Origin of the sequence: Glaciecola sp. SC05, assembly GCF_041380235.1 — a bacterium.
Lineage (GTDB): Bacteria > Pseudomonadota > Gammaproteobacteria > Enterobacterales > Alteromonadaceae > Glaciecola.
Genome location: NZ_JBGIYY010000001.1, coordinates 13,822 through 31,326 on the forward strand (window position 1 = coordinate 13,822; position 17,505 = coordinate 31,326).

General features: G+C 42.4%; 12 protein-coding genes. 2 read left to right on the forward strand and 10 right to left on the reverse strand.

The annotated features are described in order from the left end of the window. Positions 1-6 precede the first annotated feature (6 nt). The 10 genes from AB9H30_RS00065 to AB9H30_RS00110 all read right to left on the reverse strand — a co-directional run bounded on the left by AB9H30_RS00065 (position 7) and on the right by AB9H30_RS00110 (position 15,852). Entirely contained in the window at positions 7-1,128 is a 1,122-nt protein-coding gene (locus AB9H30_RS00065) for a glycosyltransferase family 4 protein (RefSeq protein ID WP_371192502.1), read from the reverse strand. A 6-nt stretch (positions 1,129-1,134) separates the two neighbouring features. Continuing rightward, positions 1,135-2,091, reverse strand: coding sequence for a glycosyltransferase family 2 protein (locus AB9H30_RS00070; protein ID WP_371192503.1), 957 nt, complete (start codon positions 2,089-2,091; stop codon positions 1,135-1,137). Further along, positions 2,088-4,781, reverse strand: coding sequence for a hypothetical protein (locus tag AB9H30_RS00075; protein ID WP_371192504.1), 2,694 nt, complete (start codon positions 4,779-4,781; stop codon positions 2,088-2,090). The genes AB9H30_RS00070 and AB9H30_RS00075 overlap by 4 nt, the downstream gene beginning before the upstream one ends. Before the next feature lie 25 nt (positions 4,782-4,806). Next, positions 4,807-5,901, reverse strand: coding sequence for a GNAT family N-acetyltransferase (locus AB9H30_RS00080; RefSeq protein WP_371192505.1), 1,095 nt, complete (start codon positions 5,899-5,901; stop codon positions 4,807-4,809). Positions 5,902-6,221: 320 nt separating this feature from the next. Next, positions 6,222-7,142 carry a PEP-CTERM sorting domain-containing protein gene (locus tag AB9H30_RS00085; RefSeq protein ID WP_371192506.1) on the reverse strand — a complete coding sequence of 307 codons (921 nt, stop codon included), beginning with the start codon at positions 7,140-7,142 and terminating at the stop codon, positions 6,222-6,224. Positions 7,143-7,331: 189 nt separating this feature from the next. Further along, positions 7,332-10,082 carry an XrtA/PEP-CTERM system TPR-repeat protein PrsT gene (gene prsT / locus AB9H30_RS00090; RefSeq protein ID WP_371192507.1) on the reverse strand — a complete coding sequence of 917 codons (2,751 nt, stop codon included), beginning with the start codon at positions 10,080-10,082 and terminating at the stop codon, positions 7,332-7,334. A 334-nt stretch (positions 10,083-10,416) separates the two neighbouring features. After that, positions 10,417-11,274 carry a ThiF family adenylyltransferase gene (locus AB9H30_RS00095; protein ID WP_371192508.1) on the reverse strand — a complete coding sequence of 286 codons (858 nt, stop codon included), beginning with the start codon at positions 11,272-11,274 and terminating at the stop codon, positions 10,417-10,419. Positions 11,275-11,352: 78 nt separating this feature from the next. Continuing rightward, complete coding sequence (locus AB9H30_RS00100) at positions 11,353-12,204, reverse strand: PEP-CTERM/exosortase system-associated acyltransferase (RefSeq protein WP_371192509.1); 852 nt, start codon at positions 12,202-12,204, stop codon at positions 11,353-11,355. A 491-nt stretch (positions 12,205-12,695) separates the two neighbouring features. Further along, positions 12,696-14,990 carry an RND family transporter gene (locus AB9H30_RS00105; RefSeq protein WP_371192510.1) on the reverse strand — a complete coding sequence of 765 codons (2,295 nt, stop codon included), beginning with the start codon at positions 14,988-14,990 and terminating at the stop codon, positions 12,696-12,698. Positions 14,991-15,081: 91 nt separating this feature from the next. Continuing rightward, positions 15,082-15,852 carry a YdcF family protein gene (locus AB9H30_RS00110; protein ID WP_371192511.1) on the reverse strand — a complete coding sequence of 257 codons (771 nt, stop codon included), beginning with the start codon at positions 15,850-15,852 and terminating at the stop codon, positions 15,082-15,084. Between the two features lie 66 nt (positions 15,853-15,918). Between AB9H30_RS00110 and AB9H30_RS00115 the strand changes: the two genes are divergently transcribed. After that, positions 15,919-16,731, forward strand: a complete 813-nt coding sequence (locus AB9H30_RS00115) for a serine protease (RefSeq protein WP_371192512.1) — start codon at positions 15,919-15,921, stop codon at positions 16,729-16,731. A 121-nt stretch (positions 16,732-16,852) separates the two neighbouring features. Continuing rightward, positions 16,853-17,473: a hypothetical protein gene (locus tag AB9H30_RS00120; RefSeq protein ID WP_371192513.1), complete on the forward strand. Its 621-nt coding sequence runs from the start codon at positions 16,853-16,855 to the stop codon at positions 17,471-17,473. Positions 17,474-17,505: the final 32 nt, after the last annotated feature.

The following is a 17,505-nucleotide window of genomic DNA, read 5'->3' on the forward strand; positions in this document are numbered from 1 at the left end:
GATATCTTATTTCCTATCCGTTAAAAGCTGATTGAAAAGCGTCATGTATTCATCTGCCATGCGCTTGGCGGCATAATTTTCATTCACATATCTTAATGCATTTTCGCCGATTTGTTTGGCTAAGTTTTCGTCGTCGAGTAAGTTTTGCCAATGAGCCTTCAACGAGCTTTTATCCCCTAGCTTAGCCAGTAGTCCAGTTTGTTCGTGTTTAACGAGCTGGTCGATACCGGCGATATCATAAGCGGCAACCGGCGTTGCCATTGCGCAAGCTTCCATTAAGCACCGAGGAATACCCTCGAGAGTAGATGTCATTACAAATAAATCAAAGCTGCGCAAATAGTCTAGACGGTCATCTCGATAGCCTAAAAAGTGGATGTCTTTAATTGAGGCAAGGGTATTAGCATGTTCTTCTAAATGCTGACGCTCGTCGCCATCGCCAAGCAGCACCAGTTCTATGTCGTCACGGGTAGCGGCCATTTCGTCAAAAATGTCGAGTATATCGACAATATTCTTACGGCTGATCATTTGCCCAATAAAACCAATGCGTTTTTTAGGTTTGACTAGTTTCGCAGGTGCTTCTCGCACGGCTTCAACTTCTGAAAGGTCTACGCCGTTTTGAATATATTGCAATTGTGGAGGCTTAACGCCGTACCGCTGAACATCTTGCATTAACTGAGGTGACAACGGCACCACGTGATCAGCAAAACGCATTGACTGGCAGCCCAGCCATATGAAAAGGCGCAGTTTAAAATCGTCGGCATTTTCAAAGCCATGAGGCGTGACCACTACCGGTATTTTCGCTTTTTTAGCCGCTAAAATACCGATAATGTCAGATTTATAGCCGTGAGTGTGGATCACATCTACCTTGTTGCGGATGATGTAATCGGCAAGCTTATCAATGACTGACTTATCGAAGCGATTGCTCATGGGGGCTTCGTACGTATCGCCGCAGTCACGGGCAAACTGTTTTACCAGTTCTAAGTCTTGGGAAGCATCTTCTTTAGTAACGGCAAGGGAATATTTTGCTTGTTCTTTTGGCGTGTTTTTACATAAGGCTAAAATCCAGCGTTCGGCGCCGTAAAAGCCGGTAGAGCAAATAAACTGTAAAATATGCGGTGACTGATTCATGCTTTCCTATTTACTCGGTAATATGCCTTTAATGGTTCCCCAGGTACGAGCCGGGAAATACATTATATAGAACTTTAAAATGGTGAGGGTATTTGGTTTACCCTTTGTAATACGTCTCAATCTTATGCTGTAAATCGCTAATATAAACAAGGCCGCGCAAATTGATGCTATCGCTAATAGATTGGCGCCAAGCAGCGTGCAAATTAATGCGATAATACAGCCAAAAGTAAAAACCGGCGGCGCAATAAAGCTCGGCCATTCTGAAAGTGGTATTTTACGTCCAGCCAGTGAAGCAATGTTAGATTGTCCGCGCCATACTTCTTTTTCGGCCATTAACCAAAAGGCTTTATCTTCACCTAAATGAATATAGTCGCTGTCGCTGCTGTAAAACAGCTTTCCGAGCTCGGCGATGCGTTGCGTGAACACATAATCTTCGCAGGTGATTAAGTGCTCAGGGAAGCCCTGCGAGAGAATAAAGGTATCGCGATGTAGCAGCAGGTTTCGTCCGGGTAAAAACTCAACTTCACAATCTATAGCTGCATTACTCAATGCGGTGCGCAACTGTTCTAATGGCGGCGCTTGATGGCTGTTTTTCTGAACCGCGCTAACAAGCTTAATATCTGCATGCTCACTTAATATTTTGAGCAAAGCACTGATCCAATTTGGGGCTAAAAATACGTCAGCATCTAAAAATGCAAAGTACTCGCCAACTGCGGCCGCAGCGCCCATGTTGCGCTGATGAGAAATAGTTAAGGCTTGCTCTGCGTAAATCACCTTGAGCGGGATAGTAGATGCCATGGCGGCAACGGTCTCATCTATTTGCTGATTTTTGGTCACCACAATAATTTCGACCTTACTCGTATCAAAATCTTGTTGAGCGATTGATGCCAGTGTTTCTGTTAGCATTTGCTCTCGTCCCATGTGAGGGATGATAAAGCTAAGTTGCTTGCTGACAGTAATCATTTAGATTTTCCTAGCCATTTTTGCAATTTGGGAATGCGCTGCACCAAATGTTGGCGCTCTTTGCCAATAGAGTATTGCTGTATAAAGCTGACGACTCGACTGATTGCACTGTGCGCTAATTTCTCATCGTATTCAGTATTGGCATTAGTAACTTTCTGCTTGACTGGCTCCGACACGCCCTTTGTCTCTTTGGATTTTTTCAAACTTGTGTGTTTTGTGTTTAGTAACTGCAGCGAGCCATAATTTTGCATCATCAGCACCAAAATACGAGTGTAAAATTTTTCGTCACTGCTATTTAACTTTTGTTCAATCCAAGCTTGTAGCTCTGTAGCTTTGGCTATAAAGCCACTGCGCTGCTCGCCGTCAGTTAGCAAAGCGGCGCTGCTTAAAATCTGTACTTTGCGTAAGTCTTGAGCAGTCCACGTGTCATTGGGATACTCTAAGCGTTCTTTGTATGTGAGGTAGGGGGCTTCATGGTCTTTTATATATTCGCTATAGCGCAAAAACGCCTGCAAGATGGGCTGCTTGAAAGGCCTTAATTCATCCATAGCTGAGACAATATACAAATATTTACCGACTCCTTGTAGCAGCACCACATAAAACCAAGAATTTTCAATGTCTTCAAAATTACGTTTTGAAATATCGTCCTGCGCGCTGATGGTGCTTAATATAACGCGCTCTGCTTGAGTGAGATATTGCAGGTCTTGGGTCAATTCAAAGCTATCGAGCAGTACGTTAACATAGTTGCCCGTGCCTCGGTCGAGAGGGTATTTATTGGTAAATACATTGCGCAACACACCGGTACCGCTGCCTAACAACAGTTTGTCGGTAAACGGAAGCTTTACATAATTGGCATTTTTGACTCGCAAGAACAAGCCCAGTAGGGTTTGGTCGCCTTCATAAATATTGCTCATCCAGCCCATCATTCCCATCATACTGGTGTAGGCATCTTTGTTGCCGGTTAACCAATAATAGAGAGCTAAGCCGGTGGTATAACAATGATGTGCACCGGGTCCGCCGCCGCCAGCATGGTCAATATACACGTCGGCCTGCTGGTGTTTAGAGTATGTTCGATGGGTAGCAGTTTGTGCCTGCACATAATGGTCGGTATGCCAAAACAGCCCGCTATTATACTCGGGTTTGTCTAATTCAGTGTGATAGAGGTCGATGTGTACAAGATGATCAAATAAATCATCGGCGAGTATTTTCCACTGCATATCGCCGCTTACTAACCATTGTTTCAAAAAACCGTAGAGCGGGTCATATTGATTGTTATAGTGCGAAACAAAGGGCTCACTAGTTAACTGGTTTTGCGCTTCATGGTCTGCATATATATCACCAAAGTTACGCCAGCCAAATTCATCAAGGGCTTCTCTTTTTGCAAAAAAGTTTTGCTCACTGAGCAAGCCTTGGTCGACCAAATTTTGTAATTTGTCATTTTTGCAGCTGACATCAAACCAAGGCAAGACTTGAGATTGGCCTATTAATTCAGGAGCAATCACTAGGTCTGGAGAAGCAAGTAAGACGTTGTCAAAATTTTTGACACTGGAAAATACGTAGCTCACATCGTGAGATTTTATCTCGCCGGGCTGAAGTTCAATCGGCTTATCAGCGCCTACTTCATTAAAATATAGCCCTGCGCGATGTTTATTTGAGATTATCGATGTTGGGAACTTTTCCCAAAAGTGTTTTGGCAAAATCAGTAAACGCGTGTTTTCGCTTATCAAACTCATGCTCGGCTCAGGCCGCAGTATGTCCGACTCAAGTCCGTCGACAATGCATGTTGCGCCTCGTTTGCGAAGATGTACCTGATTGTCAGCGAGTTTATGATTAGGACTGTTCCAAGCCTCACCACCACTGCTATGCTGAATAAGTTGCAGACTGTCAACACGCTGTTGAGTCTCTATGCACGCGCGCATATCAGACGCTTGTGTAGGGCTAAAAAAAGCACCTTCACTTTGAACTGGAGTCGTCGCAGTAGCGTGTTTAAGACTAAACTCTGTAATGATGAGTGAATTTTCGTTGCCCAGATCCCACTTACCACCATGATGCACCTGTGGCTGAGGATTATGCACCTTTAGCTGTAAATCAACTTTGTTCAAAGCAAAATAGCAGCGGTACTTGGCAATTAAATTTAGCGCTTTGCTTGCTTGGTTTTCGTCTTGATCGTACTCAATAATGCAGTTTGCGCGCTGGGATATTTCGCAAAACAGAGGCTTATTTGCATCGTCGTAATAGGCTTCGTACTCGATGTTTAGTGTTTTGAACCTTAAGTTTCCTTTGTCAAATTCCACATGCGCTTTAATTTGTTCGATGCTAGGTAAAGATGATAGCTCCAAGAACGCTAACTTTGAGACTGATATGCTGTGGTCGCGCATGTGTATGTCGATGCTGTTGCCGCTATCAACTACCCATTTAGGCTTTATTTTAAGCCCTGAGTAATTGGATTTGCTGAGCATTACCTGTGTATTTGCTTCAGCAGTTGCTGGCAATACGCCCTCGACCAAAAGCCAACGAACCGAACGATCAGTCCAAAGACTAATGACTTTGGTGTGGCATTCAATGATTTGCTTGCCAATATAGAGACTAAATCCACCGTTTGCAGAATACTCGCCTTTTGGCAAAGGTATGCCAATTGAAAACGAACAAGGTGCGGCAAGGGCCGATTTGATTGAAAAGATGTGCATCATCTGCAGGCTATGTCCATATTCTCTATCATCTGCTGTCCTTAAATTGGGTGAAACGCTTCACTGCGCGATTTACGCCAAACAGTATACGATGTTTTAATGCACTATTGGCAATATGAAGTGTATATAGCGGATAATGATGGGTACTTAAGGTTTCTTTATATCGGGCGTAGCCGGCTAAAAAGTCATAACGTTCATAACCTAGGTTTGCGTAATGCTCTATGGCTAGTTTGTGCATCACAAGGCCGGGCTTATATCGGTTGTCGTCGTCATTATAATTAATTGCCGATAAGTAAAAAAACACCGTTTTATGGCTTAACATCATGTATAGATAGCCTAAATCTTGCTCACCCGCTTTAAAATGCAAGACTTCGGTGCGGTAGTTTTCACAATTGTTGCCACACAATTGCTTATGAAAATCTACAAAGTGTGGATTGCTAAAACCACTACCAGAATCGGTGTCGCGCCACTGTGCTACATGCAGCGGCGCAGCTTTTTGCTGTAAGGTATCGATAGGGTTATCAACAACGTCAAATGCTATATCACCATGATTCTTTTGAATATAGTTTTTGCTGCGGTTAATACCGGAGCGAGCATTTTTAGACAATAGCTTGGCCATGCCGTCGCTGCTGTTTTGTATTAAAGACATGTCGACATACGCCACTTGAGCGGTATCAATAGACCACAAAAAGGTGTGCTCTGCATCCCACTGCATTGATGGGCACAGCGATATAATCAAGCGATGAAAATTTTCCGTATGACTTAAGGCCTGCAGCAAAGAATATCGACATTGAGGTAGCCATGTTTCGCTGCAAATAATATCGTTATGTTCAATCCACATTTGGTCGTATTCAGAGATACCAGTTTGATTAAGATAGTATGTATCGCCATACCAAGCAGTTTGTTTACCTAAAAACGCAAAGCCAATAGTTTCGCCTTCATTGTTAAACGTAATAAGCGCCGGCATTGCATCTGCGCACTTTAACCAAGCGACAAGCCATTGCTCAGACGTAAAGATGCTGCGCATACCTGCAGGCGCCTCGACATCTCTAAATAACTGGCGCACATCGTCCAGGCTATATGTCTGATGAATCTGAGTTGTAAGGTTTTCTACAATATCCACCAAGACCGCTAATTATCCTATTGAGTATGAGTGATACGCACGTTTGTGATTGTAAGTAATTCGACGAGACTTACAAGTCAGATACGAAGCTTAATTGTCTTTCAGAAGTGTAGTTTAGAACAATATGCAGGTCGAGAGGGTATATTTTGTTATATCTAAACTGAACTCTGGATAAGAAACAGCGCTCAGGTTAACTAGAATGAAAATGGAGGGTTTAGAAAAAGCCAGAGGCACTTGTGGCAAGATAGGTAAATTTAAAGTGTAAAAAAACCGGTCAGTTTACACTGACCGGTTAGTATGACTAACTTGATTGGTAAGTATTACTTTCTACGACGAGAAGCAACACCAAAGCCAATTAGACTTAAGCCTAGAAGCGCTAAAGTGCTTGGCTCAGGAACTACAGTAGCAGTGATACTTCCGTCTAGAGTAGTTTGACGAATCGCACGAGTTACACCGTCTGTACCAGTTACAGCAAGAAGACCTGCACCAGTTGGGATAGGCGGGTTAACGTTGGTATCTAACGCGAACTTAGCGAAGTTAGAGTTACCGTTGGCAACAGCCATTGCAGCTAGGTCAGCAGCGTCTTGCATGTTGCCAAAGTTATCTTCAACGAACAAGAAACCAGCTTCAGCGAAAGTAACGTCGAAGAAGATATCAAGGTTAGCGGCAGTAATTGAAGACCCAGTTACTTCTGCTCTTAATATTTGACGATCGTTTGCGTCGTTGTTGAAATCATTGAAGAAAAAGTCAATGTAACCGCCGGTATAAACTGGACCAGTGCCAGTAAGCGTAGCAACAAGATGATACTCTACTTGAAGATCCCAAGTTTGTAAGAAACCTTCAGAATCACCTGTGAGCGGCGGAGACAAAGGACTCAATGCGTCGATGTCACACTGGCCAGCACCACAGTTTGGAGTTACCAAGCTTATTGCCGTTGAGCCGTCTAAAGACGTGCCCGCAGCTGGAATACCGAATGTTGCTAAATCGCTTGCAATGTTAGTATCTACGATACCGCCAGTGAGGTTACCCATAGCGTCGATATCATAAACGGATGTTGCTAGAAGTTGGCTGAAACCAAATTCTGTGAACACACCAGTTGTAGTGTTTGCGTCAGCAGTGCCTAAAAAGCGGCCTGCGTCATATGAATTATCAGACAAACCTAAGAAAAGGTTACCCGATACTGCGTTTGCCGATACTAAAAGAGTAGCTGCAATTGCGCCTGCTTTAAATAATGTTTTCATTTTATAGTCCTTTTGTTTCAATCAAGTTGTTGGTCACGCTGAGAGTACTGCATTTCTAATGCCAACTTTTTAAATAAAAAAATAATCATTTAAATACAATGGGTTAGGGCTGAAAGTTGGATTTTTATAATTGCCAGAATATTACAACTGTTAAATATCCTGACACTCAAACTTACCTAAATTAGAGCCTTATCCTTGGTTTGCTGCTTGAATTAATGCATCGAGCTGTGTTTGTTGTGCTTTATTGTTTGTATTCACACTCGATAGAACGCGAATAGCCATGTTCGTGTTGTTTAAACTTAACAATACTTCGGCGTAGTGCATCGCAATAGCTGCATCGTTAGGTAGCTTTTGGTGAGCAAGGGCCAACATCGATTGTGCTTCGTTCGTTTTTCCATTTTTAAAGAGCGCCCAGCCATAGGTATCCATGATTTGAGGCGAACTGGGTGCTAAATTAGCAGCAGCTTCAGCCGCCTTTAGAGCTTCTGCAGGTTTATTGTCACCAAGATAGGCCATTGCTAAATTGTTATTGGCAATAAGGCTGCTAGCATCAATTTTTAAAATTGCTTCATAATATCTTGCTGCATCACTATAAAACCCTTGAGTGAGCATATATTCTGCAACAACTGCCATAGTCGAAGGCTGTCTGTCTACCTCGTCCACAAACTTTACTAGCATGTCTCTGGCGTTAGTTGTTTGCTTGTTTCGGGCATATGCCCTCGCTAAATTGACGGCATTTTCTAGGTTTCTCGAAACTGCATAGAACTTTTCAAATGATTCAACTGCAAGCGCTGGTTGATTTGCAGCAAGCGCTATTTGGCCCTTAAATTTCTCTAAGATAATATTGGTAGAGCCAGCTTGGATAAGCATATTAAACTCACGCTGCGCCTCGCCGAAGCTAGATGTGCTAATTAAATTTTGCAGTCGGGCAAGTCGCAATGGCTCTGCATTTGGAAATTGTTGTATTGCATTATCTAAAAATAATCGTAGTTTTTGTTGATTACCTTGTTGTGCATATACGGCGACCAAACGCATGATTGGCTGAATATCTTGTGGGTATGCGGCTTTCCATCTTTCGTAAGCACCTGCGGCCTCGCTCAGCATGCCTTCATTATAATAGGTATCGCCTAAGGCCATTAAGCCTGTATTTGTTAGGCTATTTACATTTTGCGTTAAAATATCAATTGCCGCCTTGGTTTCTCCCTTCTCGCGATACCAAGTAGCCAATATGATCTTTGGTGTTTCGAGCTGACTATTATTTTGTTGAAGCTCACTAATAAAAGTAAAATCTCTTTGCTCAAACCCACTAGCGGAAGCAATTTGGATAAGCTCTGCAGCAGCCGTTTTATTTTCTGGATTTTGTGTAAGAGCGGTATAAGCAGTTTGTCTGGCTTTTTCTGTTTGATTGCTAGCTTTATAACTTCTAATTAAGTTATTTAAAGCAGCAATGTTTGATTCATCCAATTGCAATGCTTGTTCAAATTTTGCGGCCGCTTGTTCTGCTTCGCCCATGCGTCCGAGAATTTGTCCCTCTAGTACTAAGCCTGATACTTGGTCTTGCTCAGCAAGCTGCTTGGCTAAGACCATTGCTTTGTCAAATTCATTTTGGCCCATATACACGTCGGCAAGAAGGAGCCACTTTTGAACCACTTCTGGTTGCATTTCGATAGATTGTTCGATTTGCGCAATACCGCCAAAGTCATTTGCTGCAATGCGAATTAAGCCTTGGCGCAACAATTGATTAGCGGACGCTTCACCAGAAAGTTGATTGGCAATGTCCATCTGTTGCGAAGCAGATACATAGTCTTGTTCTAACGCAAAGAGCGTAGCGGCAGTTTCAAATAGAATGGCGTCTAGCTCGCTTTCGCCTTGGAATGATCTCAAGCTTTGCATGGCGTCTGTGCGATATCCTAAGTCGAGCTGAATTTTCGCTAATAGTCTGTGAATGCTATGAGTTTTAGGAAGCACTGTGGCAGCGCGAGCAAGTGCGCCATATGATTGCTCCAAATTCCCCATTTTTAATGCGCTGAGCCCCAGCACAATATCGTTTCTAAAGTCATTAAAGTCGCCTTCTTTTGCTTTTACAGCATGAATGAAGCTCGTTTCATAATTTTCATTTAAAAACTCAACTGCACCTTTGTAAAAGTTCACCGCTGCTTGGTTTGCATTTATTTGAAGTAAAAGGTTAATGTTATCGTTAGCCGCGTCGATTTCACGATCACGTACCTGAATATCAATCAATAGCAGTCTGACTAAATGATAATTTGGGTAGATTGCTAGTAGCTGCTCATAGCCTTGTGCAGCCTCTTTGAGTTGCTGTAGCCTATTTTTTACAAGGCCCTGCAAAAATAACTGCTCGGCTCGATGCTCTTCCTCAACAGCTAGCTCTGAAAGCAGCAGGTCGGCCTGCTCGGGCGCATTTGTAACAAATGCTAAGTAAGCGCTGGCTAAACTCGCTTTATATTCACTATCAAACTCAGGCACCTCAACGGAAGCCGCTTCGCTCTGATTTAAACGCACTGCTGAAAGATAAGATAGTAAAGCAATAGATTCTTGAACCTGGCTGTCTAAACTCACACCACTTAGGCTCGACAAATCAATTACGCCCTGAAAATCTTCTTGATAATAAAGGGTGCGTGCTAAGTATGGGTAAACATCTTTGCCAGCTGCACCCATGTCTAAAGCGCGCCTGAGTTCTTTCTCTGAGGCGTCGAAGTCGCTTAACTTTAAATATACTTGGCCCAATAAAACGCGAGGCTCAACAGACGTGAAATCTTGAGAAACAATGTTTTTTAGTTCAATAACGGCAGCAGTTAAGTCACCGTTTGCGATGTTGACTTTGGCGCTGGCTAGTAATTCCTCTGGGCTTTGTCGAGAGCAAGCAGACAAAAATAGTGTAACGAGCACGATTAATACGCTTAACTTTTTACCGAGCATCATTTTGTTTCCCTCTAAAATGTTCAAATTCATCCACCTATTTTATATGTGTTAAGTGCCTGTTATTGGTACGGAAGTATACAAGGACCTTTTATCTGCAAAAGCTTGAGCACTTGACCATTAATCCTATTAAGAATAAACGCTAATGCTGATTTAAACAACAGTTGGCAGAGCGGGTGACAGTAAAACTAAGGGTGAGACAATTGAATATGGATGTATGAGAATATGCAAGGTGCAAAAACTTAAAATATAGGGTGTAAATTAGCCGACAAAATAGCGATGCATAAATGCTATGCGCAATGAGTGGCTATTGATGATGGACAAAATACGGGTAAGTCTAAGTTAGGCGCTTTTTGGCAATACTATACTTTAACCGCTGCAGCGGGCCTTTGTTACCCATGCGACAATGCGTGTGCACTGTTTTATTTAAGTAGGCATCAAAGTGCATTGCTTTTGGAGCTGCAATGATTTTGCCTCTATTCAATACATATTTTAAGACATTAGCAGCCACCACGCCTGCACACAGCTTCACTCCCATAATCGTAGAGGGTGTTTTTTGAGCACTAAAATTGGCGCCTTCTGGATATACCAAGTATTTTAATTGAATAAGAGAGGGGCTTAACCCCACCATAAATAATACTAATTTTTCAGGCAGGCTTTCTACCGATGAGAAATTAAAGTATTGGTCGTAGGTCATGCTGCCAGGCACAAAATTGAGCATTGCCGTTCCCATACCAATGGGGGCGGCTATAAATACTGGAATGTTTTTCTCAAGACATTTCTGATACACCAATATTCTGGCTTCTAATGCAAAAAAGTCGAGACCATCTACATAGGCGTCCACACCTTCTAAAAAGGCATCTACATTTTCAGCAGTAACACCGGTGTCAAAAGTTTTTACAGTCGCTTCAGGGTTGATATCGTTGGCGACACTTTCCATGACTTGTGATTTTGGAATGCCTACTGTCGACATGAAGGCGCCGGCCTGACGATTAAAGTTGTGGACTTCGTACTCGTCGAAATCGGCAATATTAAAGTGTTGAATGCCTAAGCGTGCAAGCGTAACGATATATTCAGCGCCTACGCCACCACAGCCAGCCACCGCTACTTTTTTATCTTTTAATTGTGATTGTTCTGCAGGCGTAAGCCAGCCGATGTTACGGGAGAATGCGTTGTCGTAATCAAAGCTAGGCATGCGGATCACCAATCAAAGTATGCTCATTTATAGAATATATATCCGCACATACTTTGATTAGTTTAATTTAAGATAACCTTAAGCGGGATATAACTGTGTATCGATTTTCTTCAGCATTTGCTTAAAGCCTGATTTAAGCTGGCGTTTGAAGTCATGCGCGTTAATGTAATAGGGCGCGCGTTTGCCATGATAGTTGACGGTGTCGCCAATTTGTTTAAAGGTAATGCCAACAAATTTCATGTTACGAGCCAGGCGAGGCTCCATCATTACGAATACGTGTGGACGACCGGTTCTAAGTGCAGCTGCGCCCGCAGCTAGATATAAACCAATGGCAACGAATGGAAAGCAGCGAAGCTCTTTTTCAGAATATTCGTACTCATTAATACCACCGGTGGCCGCATTTTGAAATTTATCCATTTTACGGCGTCTAAAGCTTGCAGGAACGGCAAGTCTTGAAATTTCACAAATTTGATCACGCGGAAATGCGTTTGGATGAAACTCAGTATCGGTGATGCTATCGGCACAAAACTCTTCAACCGGCAATTTTTGCTCATCATTTTCGGTGTAGACCAAGCGCACAGTGCCGGCAAAGTGTTGGCTGAATTTATGTTGAATTGTGCAATGTAAGGAGTGTTCGTCTACGTTAGTGCGCTCAAGCTTGTCTTCGCAAAGCGGTAAATAGCTCATCTCTTCGCAATAGACTTCGTGCCTTATACGGTAGCATTTTTCTAGCTCATGTTGCTCACTTGCCACTGCTGACTCAAAAAATTCGCAAAAGTGGTCTGTAAGCTCTTTGGCTTCTTGCGCTTTTTTATATGCATCAATTGCTTTCGTCACTTTAGATAAGTTCTCTCTTTTAAATTTCTTAAGCGCGGTAAATAGGCTTGTGCCTGAAAAACCAAGGTCAAAAAAAGTACTCTGTGGACGCATTATGTCACCTAAATATATATCGGCTGCAATTCTAATTCATCAAGCATTGTGTGAAACAATACTAAATCGAGAAAATGTGTGAATTTAGCAAATAGAAAATTGTTTTAAGAGTACGTCCGTGTCGCTTTGAGTGTTACTCACCTAAATCCTTAGATGCCTCAAATATAAGCATAATTAGTGCCACTAAGTTTTTGTTTAAGTTAAGCTGCTGAAAAATAAAACTTTAAACATAATTTTGAGTGGTATTCGCTTCAACTTAAAACAGTCGATCTGTAGCTAAAAACAGACAGTCCTTAAAGTTTCTAATTAGAATATGTATACGTAAAATAACTGCTATGACAGTTTAAGCTCTTGAAAGCAGCATAAGGTTTAAAATCTTATACTTAATTACGAAAAAAATGAAAATAGTCATGATTTAACTGGGATCTAGCGGTGTTGCTAAAAAGCAACAGCACTAATTGCAACAAAGGCCAATGAGCATAATAAGCAAGCTATGCGATTTTTTTGTCTCTTGAAAACGCTAACAACGCCGCAGGTAAAACAATTAAATCTACGATCAGCGCTAAAACGATGATGATCGCCGTGAGTGTTCCCATTTCGGAATTAATCGCAAAATCTGAAAAAGCGAGCACCCCAAAACCAGATGCCAGCACAATGGTGGTAACAATTAAGGCGCGACTCACATTTTTATAGGCAAACGTTACGCTCTCAACATTCGAAAGCCCTTGCTTTTGAGCCGATTGATATTTTACTAGGAAGTGCACTGTATCATCGACAATGATGCCCAATGGCATAATCATGACTACCGCAAGTGCCATACTAATATTACCTGAAATAATCGCCCAGATAGCAAAGCCAAATACTGCCGGCATCACATTCGGTAGGATACTAATTGCTCCAAGTTTAAAACTTTTTAGCGCAAAAAATAGCAACACTGATATGAGAATAAGCGCAACGGCTGTGCCTTGAGCAATGCTTTGCATGTTCTGTTTGCCGATGTGTGCAAAAATGAGCGGTATGCTTGCGCCTTCCAGTCGATACTCAGGCGCTTCTTCGTTGAGCCATCGTTTTGCGCGGGCTTCAAGATCGGTTAACTCGTTGCTACCTAAGTTTTGTGTGGTTACCATCAGGCGCGTTCCCGACTTATTGATATCAATTTGATTGTTAACGTCGAGGCCAAAGGGTAAAGACATTTCATACAGCAATAAATACTGAGCGGCTAAATCGCGCTCTGCTGGGAGCTGATAGGCTGTCGGGTCGTCAGCATTCATGTTCATATTTAAGCGCTTCATGACATTTGAGAATGAAATGACATGGTCAACCTCGCTTTGTTGCTCTAGCCAAGCAGTGAGCTTTTCAACGACCTCTAAAAATCTAGGCTCTAAAATGCCATTGTCTTTATCGGTGTAAATAGCCAAGTCGACAGTAGTGAGCCCAGTAAGCTTTTCTTGCTGAAATTCCGCATTATTTCTAAAGTCATTGCCCTCGTTAAAGTACTCGATGGGTATATCGTTTAGTTTATTTTGCGTCACCAAAAACGCTGATGCGATGGTTAAGCCAAAAGCGGCGACTAAGACTATTTTGCAGTTTTTCGCTAACCACAGAGTAAGGGTATCCCAGCGCGTGCTTTGCTGACCAATAGCCGTTGCTTTGAATTTGAGGGTGAACTTATTGAGTATGACAGGCAGTAAGATAAGAGAAAACAAACATGCAAAAATTACCCCGATAGCAACCAGGTTGCCCATATCGTCGAGCACGGGTACGCGTGCGAAGTTGAGCGTTAAAAAACCAACCGCAGTTGTGACACTGGTGATGATGATGGCTTTGCGATTGAGCGCCAATGAACTCAAGATGGCGTCTTGTTGATTTTGACCCGTTTGCATGTAATAGCGAGTCCCTGAAATGATATGCACACAGTCGGCGATGGCCAGTGTCATGATGATCACGGGCACGTTTACGGTAGCAATATTAATAAACATGCCAAGCCAACCTCCAACGCCCATAGTCGCAGCAATAGAAGCGGTGACAATAATTAGTGTTGCAACAGTGGCAAGTACTGAACGCATTAACACGCTCAGTAATATGGCAAAAATCGCTAGCATCGCTGGGAACAGGGTCATCGCATCTTTCTGAGCGGCTAATAAGAATGAGTCGGTCATGATGACCAAGCCGGTCAATCGAATATCATAGTCTGGGTTGTTTTCTACATAGGGGGCAACTGCGGCCCTCAAGTAATTCCCAATTTCGTTGATTTCTTTGGTTTGGTCGCCGTCTGGCAACTGCACGGTAATATTGATAAGGGCAACCTTGCCATCGGGAGAAATAAGCTTATTCAGTAACTCAGGCTCAGACAAACTCACCTTTTTTACCGTTTTGATGTAGTCAGGCGTTAGCCAATCGGATTCAAGCACCAAGTCTTCGACAATAAGATCGTCTTGCTCGGCGTAACTGCGCTGAAAATTGGTAATCGAATCAACCCTTGTTGATAGCGGAACCTGCCAACTCATGTCGGTCAGTTCTTTGATTAAACTGAGACTTTGCTGGTTAAATAAGTCGCCGTCTCGCGCAGCAATCAGAATAGATGCGCTTTCATTTTTACTGAATATTTGCTGCATATTTTCGTATGCAAGACGCTGCGGATTATCGGCTTCAAAAAATACCTTATAGTCGCCTCTAAAATATAAGTTCTTAGCGCCAATCGCGCTGATCAGCAATACCATCAAACACAAAAACATTGTAAGTTTTGAGTTATTTAATATTTGCGCATCAAATTTAGAAAGGTTCATATTCAGTATCTTTGTGATGAATTGATCAAAAGTGTAACGGACATTTGCAATATTTGCTGAGTTTTATATTGTTGCAAACAATACCGTTGTATCAATTTGGCTCGCCCTCTAGCCACATATTGACAATAGCTGCATATTCATAGAATGCTGCCTCACTGCGCTTAAGGTGCAAGATTTCTGGCAGTGCGGGCTCAAAATTGAATTCATTTATATTGTAATGGTCCACTGGGAATAATGTATAACGGTTTATATTCACTTGCTGCATGAGTTTTGAAAGTCTGTAGCTATGAGTCGCGCTGCTCACCACGTAATAGTGTTCATAGGCAAATTCGCCTTGTTTTAGTGCAAATATTTCAGGTTTTGTGCCCGTATCAGCATAAATGGCTACAATATCTGATTCAGGAACACCGAGTGCTATTAAAAATGTTTTCGCGGCATCGGCATATACGGCATCAGAATACTGGTTAAAATCGCCGCCGGTTAAGATGATTGTTTGAGGCTGGTTTTTGTACATTAAAGAGGCCTGAACCAATCGCCGCAATGAGCAATCGTTCCATTGAGACACCATGGGTTTGTCTGGGGCATCATAGAAATAACAAGCCAATACAAAAATAGCACTGCTTTTATGCTCTTGCATATTTTCAAGTTGCATTGGGGGGGCAAAATTTTCTAATGGGGCAATTAACATAAAGCTAAAGAAGTATTGAGAGCATAGATACAACCAAGCGCCAGCGGCAATAAAACAGGCTTTATAGGTCTTTTTCCGTTGCGGTCGAAGGTATGCAAGCAAAAGTCCTATTGCAAGAATAAGAATTGCTTGATTTAATGGTGAAATAAACACCAAGGCTATATCTCTTAACATGGCAGTGAATAAACCTGATTACCTTTCAAGTTGTAAGGGTAGCAAATAAAATGGATATTTAGTTATATGAAATTAGTAAAGACACAATCATATTTTGGTTTAGGAGGAAACGTTTTAGCCTTTCTGGTGTTAATTTTCAGCACCATGTCTACCTATGCACAAACAAATCAATTGCGCCAATCATTGCCACAGCTCATCAAGCAAGTTCAGCCAAGCATTGTTGGTATTGGTTTATACACGCCGCTAGAGTCAAAAAACCCACAGCTCTTGGGGACCGGGTTTGTGGTGGGTAACGGACGCTACGTGGTGACTAATTATCACGTTGTGGCTAAAGAATTAGAAACTAGTATTGTGCAGCGATATGTTGCGCTTGCCGGCAAGGGCACCCAGCCACAAATTTATTCTCTTGAAATTGTCGGGATTGATCCCGTTCACGACTTAGCGATTTTATCGATTAGCTCTGATCTACAGCCGGTAAAACTGGCATCAGATACTTTTATTGATGAAGGGTCAGATATATTCTTTATGGGTTTTCCAATTGGCGCAGTACTAGGCTTATTTCCCGCCACGCACCAAGGCATTATTGCTGCAGTTGCACCAGATATTAATCCGGCTCGAAACGCCAACGAACTCACTATTCAAATGTTGAGTCGCTTAAAAAAGCCGTTTATGATTTATCAACTTGACGCAACCGCATACCCGGGTAATAGCGGCAGTCCGGTGTTTAACCGAGAAACCGGTGAAGTCATCGCGGTGATAAATAAAGTGTTTGTAAGCGCAGGCAAAGAGGCTGCCTTGACTAACCCAAGTGGCATCAGCTATGCCATTCCGGTCAAACACCTCAGAAAGTTAGCCAAAGACAACGATATTACGTTATAATTTTGTCAGCTTTTTTATCACTTTAAATAGCGGTAATAAAAAAACCAAATGGAATCAATGAGTTGTACTTTGGCGCGATAATTGCTAATACAAATCTAATTAGAAGTAACTGGTGATAATTATGGAAAACAACGAATCTCAAAAAACGCAGACTGAAGAAATGGCGCCAGTAGTCAACACTCAAGGACGACGTTCATTTTTGCAAAAAGCCACCGCTGGCGCACTTATCGCGACCATCCCTGCTAAATCTGTATGGGCGACGGGCTTAACAAATTCTATTGTTGCATCTGGCCACGGCTCTGATTTTGCTGGTGGGATGCAAATGCATCTTAAAGATTTTCATTTTTGGACTACAAACATTAGCCACGTTCCTGATGCTAAATATACTGATATTTTTGGCGGCCGAATAATCAAAAACGCGAGCAAGCAAACCTTCGACAGCCAAGCCAACAGAAACAAAACACTAGTTGAGGTATTGACTGAGCTTAATGTCAACAACAAGCTGAAGTTTCGCGGACCACAGAACATTAACTTAGAATTAATTGCTGTATATTTGAACGCGAAGTTTTCAGGCATGCATGGCATCAATTTTCCAGTCGTTGGAATGACCGGAAAACCCTACACATCGGCGGAGGCGCTTGCGCAAGGTATGTACGGCACTGCAATGAATATGGGTGGGTCACCGACATTGTTAGCCGGTGAGTTAGCAATGCTGAACACCAACAACTTCGCTATGCTATAGCTAGATGCACTACAAGTTTGTAGACAAAGGGA